Raw genomic sequence first — 12,978 nt, 5'->3', positions numbered from 1 at the left:
GATATGGAATTTAAGAAATTTTTTGTTTATCCAAGAATTCCTGAAAAATTGAAAAAGCTTTTAGACCTTTCTAACAATCTTTGGTTTACCTGGAATTATGATGCACTCTCAATTTTCTATAAAATTGATGCAGAAACTTTTAGAAGATTAAAATACAATGCAAAAAAATTTCTTTATTATCTTCCTAAACCAATATTTCAAAGACTTGAGAAAGATGAAAGATTTTTAATGGATTTAGAAGATATTTGGGAAACCTTTGAGGAATATAAAGAATATAAACACCCTCTTATAGAAAGTGCAAATTTTACATCTGAAGAAATAATAGCTTATTTTAGCACTGAATTTGGTTTTCATCCTGTTCTTCCTGTTTATGCTGGAGGGTTAGGTATATTAGCAGGTGATATGATAATAGGAGCTTCAGACCTTGGGTTGCCTCTTATTGGAATTGGACTTCTTTATAAAAATGGCTATTTCCGGCAAAAGATCGATCCCTTAGCCAAAACTCAAATAGAAGAAGCTGATGAGGTAGAAGTATTTTTAAATTTTTTACAAGAAGTAAAAACTGAAAAAGATGAACCTCTTATTATAAATTTAGAAATTCTTGATAAACCTGTAAAAGTAAAAGTTTGGAAATTAGAAGTGGGAAGAAATATTTGTTATTTTTTAGATACAGATATTTATGAAAATTCTCCAGAAATGAGAGATATTTTAAGATATCTTTATCCAGGGGAACCGGAAAAAAGGATTCAACAAGAAATTATATTAGGATTAGGTGGATATTATGCTCTTAAAGCTATGGGGATAAAGCCAAAACTTTATCATCTTAATGAAGGACATTCTGCTTTTGTAATATTTGCAAGGTTAAAGGATTTAATAAAGGAAGAGGGATTGTCTTTAGAAGAAGCTAAAATGCTTATCAAAGAAACTACCATCTTTACTACCCATACTCCTGTAATTTCTGGAAATGAGCATTTTCCTCATGAACTGGTTAAAAAATACCTTTTTGATCTTCTTGAAGATGTACTTGATTTAGAAACAAGGGAAAAACTTTTTGAAGAAGGTTTTATAGGAAAAGATAAAACTATCTTTTGGCTTCCAGCTTTAGCTATTAGAAATTCTTCTTATGTAAATGCTGTTTCAAGAATTCATCAAAATACTACAAAACAAATGTGGAATCCTCTTTTTGAAAAATTTATTTCTGAAGAGGTTCCCATTTATTATATCACCAATGGTGTACATTGGAGATGGTTAAGTGAACCTTTCTACAATTTACTTAAAAAATACTTAGGTACACACTTTATCTACATGTCTGAGGAAGATACCGGATGGGAAGAAATTTTAAAAATACCTGGTGAAGAAATCTGGGAGGCTCACAAAAGAAACAAATATAGGTTAATAGCTTATCTTAAAAAAGTATTAGAAGAAGAATATTTTAAAATAAGACATTTAGGTAAAGAAACAAGGGTTTTTAAATTCCCTACAGCACATCATTTAATTATTACCTGTGCAAGAAGGGTTACTGGATACAAAAGAAATACTTTAATTTTATATAATAAAGAAAAATTAGCAGAAATTTTGAGAAATACTGATACAATTTTGCTTTTTGCTGGAAAGGCTCATCCTAAGGATGAAGAAGGTAAAAAAATGATAAAAGAGATTTTAGAATTTAGAGAACAATATAATTTTTATGATAAAGTAATTTTTCTTGAAAATTACGACATACATCTTGCAAGATATTTAGTTTGGGGATCAGATGTGTGGTTAAATACTCCTTATAGACCAATGGAAGCTTCAGGAACTTCCGGTATAAAGGCATCAATGAACGGGGTTTTGCATTTAAGTGTACTTGATGGATGGTGGCCAGAGGGTTATACAGGAAATAACGGATGGGCTATTCATCCAAAGGAAGGACTACCACCTTATAATGCCTTTGAAGCTAATCAAATTTATAACCTTTTAGAAAATGAAATAATACCTTTATTTTTTGAGAGAGATGAAGAGGGTATTCCTAAAAATTGGATTAAAATGATGAAACAGGCAATCTATACAGCTTGTAAACATTTTTCTATAAATCGAGTTCTTCTTGAATATACCCAAAAATTTTATATTCCTGCCTTAGAAAATTTTAAAATCCTTACAGAAAATAATTATGCCTTTTTACGTGAATTAATAAATAAGAAAAATACTATTTTAGAAAAATGGAAAGATATAAAAATTCTTAATGTTTATGATAATCTTGTAGGAAGAAATCTTTTTGAAGAGGATAAACTTGAATTAACTGTAGAAATTGATCTTGCTGGTCTTTCTCCGGATTTGATAGAGGTTCAAGTAGTTTTTATAAGTGAAATTTATTGCGTTGTAGCTCCAGGGGTAGAAGAAGAGATAGAAAGACGACTTGAAGTTTATCCTATTCCTTTTAAGGAATATAAAGATAATAAAGCTATATTTTATGGTGTTTATCCTTTATATGCTCATGGTTTAAAACAGTATAGTATAAGAATTGTTCCTAAAAATGTTTTTATTAAAAGAACTTCTCCAGATTTAATAAAGTGGAAAAATTAAAATTCTGTTTTATATTTTTAAAATAAATCTTTTAAAGGAGTTATCTATGGAAATTTTAATATACCTGTTAGTTATTTTATCTATTATTTTAATAAGTATATCTATTTTTATATTCTTAAAAATTAATAAAATAGTTACTCGTTTAAATCAGGATCTGGGAAATTTGAATCCCCTTTTAGAAAATCTTAATAGTACTATAGACTCTATTAAAACTGCTGTTGATAATTTAAATGAATTAATTACTAATTTAAAGATTGTTCCTAATATAATAAGAGAAATAGGTGAAACTGTAAAAGATTTTGAGGCTTTTGTGAAAGGAAAAGTAGAAATAGTTACAGATGAAATAAAAGATATAACTGAAAATGCAAAGGAAAATATAAAAAATGTTAGATTTGTAACAGAAAAAGTAAAAGTAACAGTGAATTCTTTAGATCCACTTATAAATTCTATCATAGATTTTGGAAACACTACTAAAATGTTGCTTGATTCTCTTAATAATCAGATTAAAAATTTATATATTGAATTAAGTTCTTTAATTACAGGTGCAAAGGAATTAAGTAGTAGTTTAAGAAGGATTCTTTCTTTATCGTTAAAAGAAAAAAGATAAGTTAAAATTTATAAAGGAGGTGTTACTATGGGTGAGAAAAAAACAATATTTTTAGCTTTTTTAGTAGGTTTTGTGGCTGGAGGAATAACAGCTCTTTTACTCGCTCCTGCAAGTGGAGAAGAGGTAAGAAGAAAAATAAAAGATGAGGTTGAAAAAACTACTGAAAAATTAAAAGCTGAGGCAGAGGCTTTAAAGGAAAAAGCTGAAGAACTTTCAGCTAAAGCTAAAGAAATCCTTAAAACTAAAAAAGAAGAAATAAAGGAAGCTATTGAAAAAGGGAAGGAAGCAATTAAAGAAAAAAAGGAAGAACTCGCTTCTAAACTTCTTAAAAAAGAAGAGGAAGAGATATAATTTACCACTGGAATTTCTCTTTTAAAATTTGAAAATAATTCCTTTTTAAAGAAGGAATTAGTTTTAGGGTTTTTTCTGCCTTTTTAATTAATATTTCTTCTTCCTTTTTAATGAATAAATTTATTTGTCCATCAATTAATAGATGAATATCTTCATCAGTTTTATTTACAGAGACTTCAATTATACAATCATCAGGAATTATTAAAGGTCTAATATTTATTTTGAATGAGCAAATAGGGGTACAGATAAAAACCTTAGCTTTCGGATGTACAATCGGACCCCCTGCAGAAAGGTTATAAGCAGTAGAACCTGTTGGGGTTGAAATAATTAAGCCATCTCCATAAATAGTAGTTACTTCTATGTTGTTTATTTTTAAATTTAAATAGATGATTTTTCCGGTTGGGCCTTTCATTATAGCTCCTTCATTTAAACCTACATATTCTTTATTTTGATAAATTACTTTTAAAAGCGTTCTTTCTTCAAAAAAATTTAAACCTTTTTCTAAAGCAAGAATTGTATAGGGAAGCTCCTCTATGTAAGTTTCAGTTAAAAATCCAAATTTTCCCATATTTACCCCAAGAATGGGCAAATCATATTTATAAGCATAAGGCACAGCTTTTAAAAAGGTGCCATCTCCTCCAAGAACTAAAATAGCTTGTACCTCTTTTAATTCTTCTAAGGAAAGCTTGTGTACTTCTTCTATAGGGATTAAATTTAGCCTTTTTTCTTTCTTAAGATCTTCTAAAATTTCTGGTAAGGTTATCGTTTCTTTTTTTAAAAAAAGAAACTTAAGCATGGTCAATTTTTAATTATATAAACTTTCCTTAAAAAAGAGAAGAGATAGATTTTGCAATTAATATTTAAAATCTTCGGTTGACAAAATTAAGGATAATATTATGATAATAATGAAAATGTTTCTCAATTTTAAAATAAAATTAATTAAATAAAAATGAAAATTGTTGTTTTAATAGAAAATTCAGTAGGTGTTTTAATTCCTACAGGGCTTACAGGGGAGCATGGATTAAGTTTATGGATTGAACACGAAGAATATAACCTTTTATTTGATACTGGGCAAACTGGGAAAGTTGTAGAAAATGCGCTTCGTTTAGGAATAGATTTAAAAAAAACTGATGCTATAGTTTTAAGCCATGGACATTATGATCATACTGGTGGATTGAAAAAAGTTTTAGAATTCATTAGAAAACCTATCAATATTTATGCTCATAGAGATATTTATAGTCTTCATTATGCTTTAGAGGATTATTATGTAGGAATACCCTTTAGAAGAGAAACTTTAGAGGGGCTTGGAGCTAATTTTGAATGGATTAAAGAGCCCTTTGAGATATTTCCTAATATATGGGTAAGTGGGGAGATCCCAAGAAAAACAACCTTTGAAAAAATGGATCCGAGACTTTATGTAAAAAGGAATGGGCAAAAACTCCCAGATCCTATACTTGATGATATGAGCTTATTTATTAAAACAGATAAAGGACTGGTTATAATTCTTGGATGCGCCCATTCTGGTGTAGTAAATATTATAGAATATGCTAAAGAGGTTACTAAAGAAGAAAGAATTTATGGAATTATTGGTGGAACCCATCTTTCTTCTGCTTCGGGGGATCAAATTGAAGAAACACTTATTTATTTTGCAAAATTAGATTTTTCTATTCTTGTTGCTAATCACTGTACAGGACTTAAAGTAGCTTCAAAATTTAAAGAAATTTTTGGGAATAAATTTAGATTTGGAACTACTGGTGAAATCATAACTATTTAATTTTTCAACTTAAAATGTAAATGCCCTATCTTCAACCTTTTGATCCTTGGAAATCTCCTCTTTGTACTTGCCCAACTAAATATAGTTTAAATCCCTATACAGGATGTGGTCATCGTTGTCTATATTGTTATGCTACAAGCTTTATAAAAGATTTTTATCATCCAAGACCTAAAAAAGAATTTTTAAGAATTATAGAAAGGGAAATTAAAAATATTCCAGAAGGAAGTCTTATTTCTCTTTCCAATTCTTCAGACCCTTATCAACCCCTTGAAGAAACTTACAAATTGACAAGAAAATTTTTAGAACTTCTTTTAGAGAGAAATTATAGAATCTTAATTATTACTAAATCGGACCTTGTTTTAAGAGATTTGGAGCTTTTAGCTAAACTTAGGTGTGCAGTCAGTTTAACAATTACTTCCAAAACTTTATATCCAAAGCTTGAACCTTTTGCACCAAGCTATGAAAAGCGTTTGCAGACTATTAAAGCCCTTTCTGAAGCTAAAATACCTGTTTCTGTTAGACTTGATCCAATTATTCCTGTGTTAAATGAAGGAGAAATTTTAGAAATCCTTGATGAAATAGCACCTTATGTAAAGCATATAACTGTAAGCACCTATAAAGCAAAACCTGATTCTTTAAAAAGATTGATAGATGCCTTTCCTGAAAAAAAATCCTTTTTTGAGAAACTTTATTTGAAAGAGGGAAAAAGATTTGGAAATGCAATTTACCTTAGAGATGAGATAAGATATAAATTAATTTATCCAGTTTATCAAAAGGCAAGGAGATATAATCTTTCCTTTGCTACTTGTAGAGAGGGATTAAAAGATTTTAAAAATCCAGAAAAATGCGACGGAAGTTTTTTAATTCCTTAATTTTCTTCAAATTCAACTCTGTTTTTCCCTTTCCTTTTAGCTTTATACAAAAGTTCATCTAATCTTTTTAGAAGAGAATCTATATCTTCATCACTTTTTAATTTTGCAACACTAAGACTTATGGTAATATGACCCGCTTTTTCAAATTGATAATTTTCGATACTTTTTCTTAATCTTTCAGCTAATTGAATAGCATCCTCTAACTCAGTATTTTCTAAAATTATCATAAATTCTTCTCCTCCCCATCTTGCAAAAAAATCTGTTTTTCTAAGCTGGTTAGAAACAATTTTTGTTATTTCTTTTAAGACATAATCTCCTACATCATGTCCGTAAGTATCATTTACTTTTTTAAAATTATCTATATCAAAAAGTATAACACTTAAGGGATAATTAAATTTTTGGCTAATTTTTATTGTTTCTTCCATTTTTTCCATAAAAGCTCTTCTATTTGCAATACCTGTTAAAGGGTCAGTTTCTGAAATTATTATAAGTTTTTTCTTGTGTTCAACTTGTTTAGAAAGGTAAAAATATAAAGAAAGAAAGATTAACATAAGTAAAAATGTTGATACTGTCGTAGTAATGAGAAATGATTTATAAAGGTATTCAAAAAATTTATCCGGTTTATATATGACAAAATAAGCAATATTTTCTCCTTCACAATTTCTTACATTAATAAAGGTTATTAGATAACTTTTATCCTTTATTTTTAGATTGGTTGAAAAACTTTTTCCTTTTTTAAGATTAATTTTTATATTTTCCAGATCCCTTTTATTTATATTTTGAACTTCCCTTTTAATCTTTTCAGCACTTTCATTAAAAATTTCAACTTCTTTATCTATAAAATAGCCATCAAAAATTGAGCTTCTAATATAATTTTTTTGTTCCTCTTTATAAAGATTTTTTTGTATGGAGTTGCAATCAATTAAAAATTCTATATAAACAGGTAAAGCCATTTCAATACCTGAGATTATAGAGTTGGCATGATAAGCTATATCAACTGTTCCAACAAAAATTCCTTTATAATATAAAGGAAAAACATTTCTAAAAGCATGAACAGCTCTACCTATTTCGAAACAACTAACCGGAGATTTTAATTCTTGAACAATTTCTAAAGACTTTCTAACTCCCTTAAGTGAGTCTCCATATTTCTCGGGTCTATAAAATCTTATAAGATTTGTATAATCTGGAAGATTAAAGTTTAAATCCTGTAATTTATATTTTTTCATATAATTGTTTACTTTATACAAATTTTTATATAATTTTTCATGTAATTTCTTAAATTCTTTACTATTTTTATCTTTGATTTTTGATGCTTCAGCCATAATTTTAAGAACATCCTCTTTATTTATAAAAATATCAAAGACAATATTTGCTCTTTCTTTTAATAAATAGGCATTGTTTTTATATAAAGCTTCCAAACTTTGGGTCATAGTTTGCAAATAAGTTTCTTTTTCTAATGTATATAATTTATGAAAAATAACTAAAAGGATAACTATCGAAAGTATAAAAAAACCCAAAACTAAGAAAAAAACTTTTATTTTTTCGTCCATCTTTTAATTTTTAGTATTTTTGGATTAAAACTTATAAGCAGTGTAAAGAGTTACAATACCCATAGTTAAAGATTCATATTTTACTTTTTTAAAGCCGGTTTCTAAAAGCATTTTTTTTATTTCCTCCGGGGTTGGGAATTTTTTTATTGAATCTGCTAAATAAAGATAAGCAGATCTGTCTTTTGTTAAAATACTTCCTAATAGAGGTATATATTTATCTAAATAAATTTGATAAATTTTTTGAAAAAATTTGTTTTTAGGCCAAGAAAACTCTAAAATAACGAGTAGTCCGTCAGGTTTTAAAACTCTGTAAAATTCTTTTAAAGCTTGTACTTTATTAGGTAAATTTCTTAAACCGAAGGCAATACTTATTCCTCCAAAAGTATCCTTTTTAAAAGGTAAAATTTCTGCGTCTCCGCAAACTGGATAAATTAGATAATTTAAAATTCTTTTTTTTCCGTAATAAAGCATAGAAAAACTAAAATCAAGAGCAAAAAGAGGGTGAGAATTTTTTTTAGAGATTTCCAAACTTAAAGTATAGGGACCACAACAAAGATCAAGTATAGGTGATTTTAAATCTTTAAAAATTTCAGCAACCTTTTTTCTCCATAATTTATCTTGTCCTAAACTTCCTATTAAATTTACTAAATCATATTTTTTGACAATTTTTTCAAAATGCTTTTTAATAAATTTTTTGTCCCTTTCCATTAAATTCTTTATAAGATTTCCAAAAATCTAAGTTTTGGTAATTCTTTTATCAATCCCATTTTTAATAAATACTCACAAAAGGTTATAAAGGCTCTTTGTTTTAACCCTGAAAAATCATATTCTAAGTGAGTTAGATAATTAAATAAAAATCCCTTTGGAAGATTTAAATGGCTTTTTTTTACAATTTCCCTTAAATTAGAAAAGGCTTGTGCCCTTGCATAATAAAGATTATTACAAAATTCTTTTAATTCATTTTTATATTTTTTAGCTATATCTTTTCTTACAATGAAAAGAGCAAATACAAAAGGTAGATGAGTATATTTTAGCCAAAGTTCAGCAAGATCAGTAATTAGTGCAGATTTATTTCTATTGTTAAATTGAAGAATTAAAGCTTCATCTCCTATAGCCAAATATCCTGAAAGTTCCTTTTTTTCTTCTTCTGTCAAAGTTCTCCAATTTTTATAAAGTTCTATATATTTAGGTTTTATACCGATAAATTCCTCTAATAGTATCCTTAGTAAATTAAAAGAACTTTCTGTTTCGGGAGTAATACCTATTTTTTTATTATCAAGTTTTTCTAAAGGAACTTTATGATAAAGTATTACACTTTTTACTTTTCCTACTGCACTAATAGATATATCAGGAAGTATTAAATATTTGCGAAAGTTTTTGGCATAAAATACACTTGAACTTAAACTTCCATGAATCTCACCTTTAGCTAAACTTTGATTAAGTTTTTTAGGAACTTCAAGTATTATCTCAAAATAAGGATTATTTTGAGGAAAATAAAATAATAAGGGGAGTGTATTTATATAAAGAGGACTTCCCAATTTTAGTTTATACATAGAACCTAAATTTTATCTCCCTTTCAGCATTTATTAAACTTCTAATTACTTCTTCTGATTTTTCCTTCAAAGGATCTTTTATTTCTAAAACAAGTATATTAGGATCATATCCAGCAAGTATGGCTCCCATTTTATCATATCCCAAAACTTTTGCTCCTGTAAAAGTAGCCATTTTCAAAATTTCTTCTGGAGAAATATTTGGATAATAAGTGTAGATGGTTTTTATTTCTTCCCAAATAGAAATCTGATCATTACTTGCTAAACTATCTGTTCCTATACAAACATCGAGTCCAGCTGAAAGAAGTTCCTTCAATTTTGGGATACCCACTCCAATAAATAAATTACTTCTAAGACAAATGCAGATTTTAGGCTTTGTATTTTTAAGTATTTTTAAGTCCTCATCATCTATATGAATTACATGGACAAGTAATGTATCTTCATCTAAAAGTTTTAAATTATTGAGGTATTTTATAGGGCTAATTCCTGGAGGAACAAAACTTTCGTCCCATTGTCCTCTTTCTTTTAAAAATTCTAAAAGAGGTCCTTCTCCGTTTTTTAAAAATTTAATCTCCTCAATTGATTCTGCACAGTGAATGCAAAAAAGTTTTTTTCTTTTTTTGTTATAAGACTTAATAGCCTGAAGTAAAAGGGGAGATACACTGTAAGGGGCATGGGCTGAATAGGTAATTTTAAAATTTGAAGAAGGTGCTTTTACTTGAATTTCTCTAAGATTATAACCCCCTTTAAAACTAATGACTTCATGAAAAAAATATCCATAAAAAGCTGAATTACAAAGAAGATCAAGTGTTAGAGCTGTATTTCCAACATCACCAATTATACTAATCCCTTCTTTCCAAAAATGATAAAGAACTGCTTTAGCAGATTCTTTAATCTCAACTAAATTTAGATTTTCTCTTAATTTAACTACATTTCTTACCCAAGCAATAAAGTCTCCTGAGGGAGGTGGAATTTTAGATCTTAGAGCTGATAATTCTAAATGGGTATGAGCATTAACTAAAGCAGGAAGAATAATCATTTCTCCAAAGTCAATAATTTTTGCTAATACTGCTTCCTTAGAGATTTCTTTAAATTTTCCTACATTTACTATCTTTTTATTTTTGATCTCTACTGCTCCATCTAAGATTGGTTGAGAAAGTATTGGGAAAACCCATTTTGCTCTAATAAGATAATGATGATAAGATTGAAGTTTTAGTTCTCCCATAAAAATTTATTCTAAAAGGGTATAGTCCATTTTCCTTCTCTTAGGAATATAACCTGCGCTTTCTATATAATTTCTGATTTGTTCTTCGCTTAGTCTGTGAGACACTCCAGCTGCTGCAACTACATTTTCTTCTATCATAGTACTTCCAAAATCATTTCCGCCAAACTCTAAAGCTAATTGAGCTATGTGAGGTCCTTGGGTTACCCATGAAACTTGAATATTTCTTATATTATCAAGAAAGATCCTTGAAATAGCAAGCACCCTCAAATATTCTGCAGATCCTACTTTCATGAGATAACTTAAACGGGTATTTTTTGGTTGAAAAGTCCAAGGTATAAAAGCTGTAAAACCTTTAGTTTTATCTTGTAAATTTCTGATTTTAGATAGATGTTCTATTATTTCTTCTTTGGTTTCTATATGCCCAAACATCATGGTTGCTGTAGTTTTAAGTCCAAGTTTGTGAGCAGTTTCCATAACCATTAACCATTCTTCTGAAGAACACTTATTAGGAGAAATTAATTTTCTTACTCTATCTGAAAGAATTTCAGCTCCTCCTCCTGGGATGGAATCAAGCCCCGCCTTTATTAATCTTTCTAAAACCTCCTTTACTGTTAAACCTGAAATTTTACTAAAATGGATTATTTCTGGAGGTGAAAAGGCATGCAAATGAATCTGAGGAAAATTACTTTTAATAAACCTTAACATCTCTTCATAGAAAGAAAAAGGAAGTTCTGGATGAAGACCACCTTGAAGTAAAATTTGATAACCTCCAAGATTTATAGTTTCCTCTATTTTTTTACCAAGCTCTTCAAAACTTAAAACATAACCTTCTAAAGATCCCGGAGGTTTATAGTAGGCGCAAAATTTACAACCAGAAATACAAATGTTGGTATAATTAATATTTCTATCTACAACATAAGTTACTATTCTTTCAGGATTTATTCTAAATCTAACCAATCTTGCTAAATATCCAAGTTCAGATAAATTAAAATCAAAAAGTTTCAAAGCCTCCTTTTCGTTAATTCTTTCCCCTTCTAAAATTTTCTTAATGATTTTTTCTTTCATTTCTCTATACCTTTTCTTGATTTTACCCCTTTATCGTAATAGTGCTTAATTTTTTTCATCTCGGTTACAAGATCTGCTATTTCTAAAATTTCTTCAGGAACATTTCTTCCAGTTATGACGATTTCAAGATTTTTAGGTTTATTTTTAAGAAATTCTAAAAATTCCTTTAAATCAATTATTTCCCAATTTAAAGCATAAGAAATTTCATCTAAAATCAATATATTATAGCTTTTTGATTTTACTAATTCTTTTGTTTCTTTCCAGCCCTTAAGGGTGAGTTTTTGTGTTTTTAAATCAACTTTATTTTCTACAAAACCCCTTTTACCAAAATTTTTATAATAAAGCTGAGGAGAAAATTTTTTTAATATTTTTACCTCGCTTGAGGTTCCAGGTTTAAAAAACTGAAAAAAGGCAACTTTTAAGTTTGCTCCAAGAGCTCTAATAGTTAATCCAATAGCTGCTGTAGTTTTTCCTTTTCCTTCTCCAGTATAAACTTGAATATACCCTTTAAATTGTCTCATTTTAAAATTTTATCTCAAAAAGGTAATTATGAAAATCCCAGTAAGCATAAGAATTACTGCAAAAAGCCTTATTAAAATATATTTTTCTTTAAACATAAAATATCCCAATATAACTGCAAAAAGGATACTTGTTCTTTTAAGGGTTATCATATAAGCTGTTTCGATTTGACTCAAAGCTATCATATGAGAATAACACATAAGTCCTTGAGTTAATCCTACTAACAAAATTGAACTATAATGTTTTTTTATAAATTCCCAAAGTTTTACAGGATAAAAAATTTTAATTATTAAAGTTGAGGTAATCCCTAAGATAGAAAAATAAAAAGAAGCAAACCATATGGGATTACTTAATATTATTCCTTTTTTCCCAAGAACTGAAGTTATAGAATAAATAAAAGCAACTTGAAGAAGTAAAAAACTTCCTTTTTCTCTCTTGATAGCTTTAATAGGAGCTAAAAAACCTTCTTTTATAGAAGGAAGGTTAATACAATAACTTCCTATTACAACCAAAATTATTCCCAAAGTTCCTTCCGTAGAAACCTTTTCTCCTAAAATAAGATAGCCTGTAAGTATTATAAAAACAGGAGTGAAAGATAAAAAAGGAATAGTTAAAGAAAGAGGAGAAAGCTTAATTCCTTTCATATAGAGGATAGTAGCTAATATTTCTAAGAGTAAAAGCAAAGAAACGTCGGTAATAAATGGGAATGAGAAGTAATTTAATCCGTTGTATTTATAGGTTAAAAATAAAAAAACAGGGAAGAGGAAGGGGAAACTTCCTAAGGTTCTTGCAATAACCATATAGGGATAATCAAGAGAAGAAAGATATTTTTTATTTAAGGCATCACTTAAAGAAACAAAAAAACCTGCTAAAATTGCAAAGATACACCAAATCAATGTTTTT

The 12,978-nt window shown here is 28.2% G+C and carries 13 protein-coding genes; 5 read left to right on the top strand and 8 right to left on the bottom strand.

Annotated elements, in window-relative coordinates; translation table 11 throughout:
- Positions 1 to 3 precede the first annotated feature (3 nt).
- Genes glgP through TOPB45_RS01455 form a run of 3 tightly spaced genes read left to right on the top strand, consistent with a single transcriptional unit; the run spans position 4 to position 3,520 of the window.
- On the top strand, positions 4 to 2,562 hold the full coding sequence (gene glgP, locus TOPB45_RS01465) for an alpha-glucan family phosphorylase (protein WP_013909093.1): 2,559 nt from the start codon (positions 4 to 6) through the stop codon (positions 2,560 to 2,562).
- Positions 2,563 to 2,608: 46 nt separating this feature from the next.
- On the top strand, positions 2,609 to 3,169 hold the full coding sequence (locus TOPB45_RS01460) for a hypothetical protein (RefSeq protein WP_013909092.1): 561 nt from the start codon (positions 2,609 to 2,611) through the stop codon (positions 3,167 to 3,169).
- Positions 3,170 to 3,196: 27 nt separating this feature from the next.
- A complete protein-coding gene (locus TOPB45_RS01455; RefSeq protein WP_013909091.1) occupies positions 3,197 to 3,520 on the top strand; it encodes a YtxH domain-containing protein in 324 nt (107 codons plus the stop codon).
- Position 3,521: 1 nt separating this feature from the next.
- Here the strand turns inward: TOPB45_RS01455 and TOPB45_RS01450 are convergent, their stop codons facing one another.
- Complete coding sequence (locus TOPB45_RS01450) at positions 3,522 to 4,316, bottom strand: NAD(+)/NADH kinase (protein ID WP_013909090.1); 795 nt, start codon at positions 4,314 to 4,316, stop codon at positions 3,522 to 3,524.
- A gap of 153 nt (positions 4,317 to 4,469) precedes the next feature.
- Between TOPB45_RS01450 and TOPB45_RS01445 the strand changes: the two genes are divergently transcribed.
- Together TOPB45_RS01445 and TOPB45_RS01440 are read left to right on the top strand one after the other, a co-directional pair.
- A complete protein-coding gene (locus TOPB45_RS01445) occupies positions 4,470 to 5,294 on the top strand; it encodes an MBL fold metallo-hydrolase (protein WP_013909089.1) in 825 nt (274 codons plus the stop codon).
- Positions 5,295 to 5,314: 20 nt separating this feature from the next.
- Positions 5,315 to 6,166 (top strand): SPL family radical SAM protein, encoded by an 852-nt coding sequence (locus TOPB45_RS01440; RefSeq protein WP_013909088.1) that lies wholly within the window; start codon positions 5,315 to 5,317, stop codon positions 6,164 to 6,166.
- Here TOPB45_RS01440 and TOPB45_RS08485 read toward each other — a convergent pair.
- Genes TOPB45_RS08485 through TOPB45_RS01405 form a run of 7 tightly spaced genes read right to left on the bottom strand, consistent with a single transcriptional unit; the run spans position 6,163 to position 12,971 of the window.
- A complete protein-coding gene (locus tag TOPB45_RS08485; RefSeq protein ID WP_013909087.1) occupies positions 6,163 to 7,716 on the bottom strand; it encodes a GGDEF domain-containing protein in 1,554 nt (517 codons plus the stop codon). The two genes, TOPB45_RS01440 and TOPB45_RS08485, sit on opposite strands and share 4 nt — an antisense overlap.
- 24 nt (positions 7,717 to 7,740) lie before the next feature.
- The gene (locus tag TOPB45_RS01430) at positions 7,741 to 8,424 is read right to left on the bottom strand and encodes a ubiquinone/menaquinone biosynthesis methyltransferase (RefSeq protein WP_013909086.1); all 684 of its coding nucleotides are present in this window, start codon (positions 8,422 to 8,424) and stop codon (positions 7,741 to 7,743) included.
- An 8-nt stretch (positions 8,425 to 8,432) separates the two neighbouring features.
- A complete protein-coding gene (locus TOPB45_RS08480; RefSeq protein ID WP_013909085.1) occupies positions 8,433 to 9,269 on the bottom strand; it encodes a menaquinone biosynthetic enzyme MqnA/MqnD family protein in 837 nt (278 codons plus the stop codon).
- The gene (locus TOPB45_RS01420; RefSeq protein ID WP_013909084.1) at positions 9,262 to 10,491 is read right to left on the bottom strand and encodes an amidohydrolase family protein; all 1,230 of its coding nucleotides are present in this window, start codon (positions 10,489 to 10,491) and stop codon (positions 9,262 to 9,264) included. The genes TOPB45_RS08480 and TOPB45_RS01420 overlap by 8 nt, the downstream gene beginning before the upstream one ends.
- Positions 10,492 to 10,497: 6 nt before the next feature.
- Positions 10,498 to 11,556, bottom strand: coding sequence for a cyclic dehypoxanthinyl futalosine synthase (gene mqnC, locus TOPB45_RS01415; RefSeq protein ID WP_013909083.1), 1,059 nt, complete (start codon positions 11,554 to 11,556; stop codon positions 10,498 to 10,500).
- Complete coding sequence (cobO, locus tag TOPB45_RS01410) at positions 11,553 to 12,077, bottom strand: cob(I)yrinic acid a,c-diamide adenosyltransferase (RefSeq protein WP_013909082.1); 525 nt, start codon at positions 12,075 to 12,077, stop codon at positions 11,553 to 11,555. Before cobO ends, mqnC begins: the two co-directional genes overlap by 4 nt.
- Before the next feature lie 9 nt (positions 12,078 to 12,086).
- Positions 12,087 to 12,971 (bottom strand): DMT family transporter, encoded by an 885-nt coding sequence (locus tag TOPB45_RS01405; RefSeq protein ID WP_013909081.1) that lies wholly within the window; start codon positions 12,969 to 12,971, stop codon positions 12,087 to 12,089.
- Between the last annotated feature and the right edge of the window lie 7 nt (positions 12,972 to 12,978).

The sequence above is a fragment of the Thermodesulfobacterium geofontis OPF15 genome, from assembly GCF_000215975.1.
Lineage (GTDB): Bacteria > Desulfobacterota > Thermodesulfobacteria > Thermodesulfobacteriales > Thermodesulfobacteriaceae > Thermodesulfobacterium > Thermodesulfobacterium geofontis.
The sequence above is the reverse complement of the archived record's forward strand: the minus strand, read 5'-3'. Positions and strand labels throughout refer to the sequence as shown.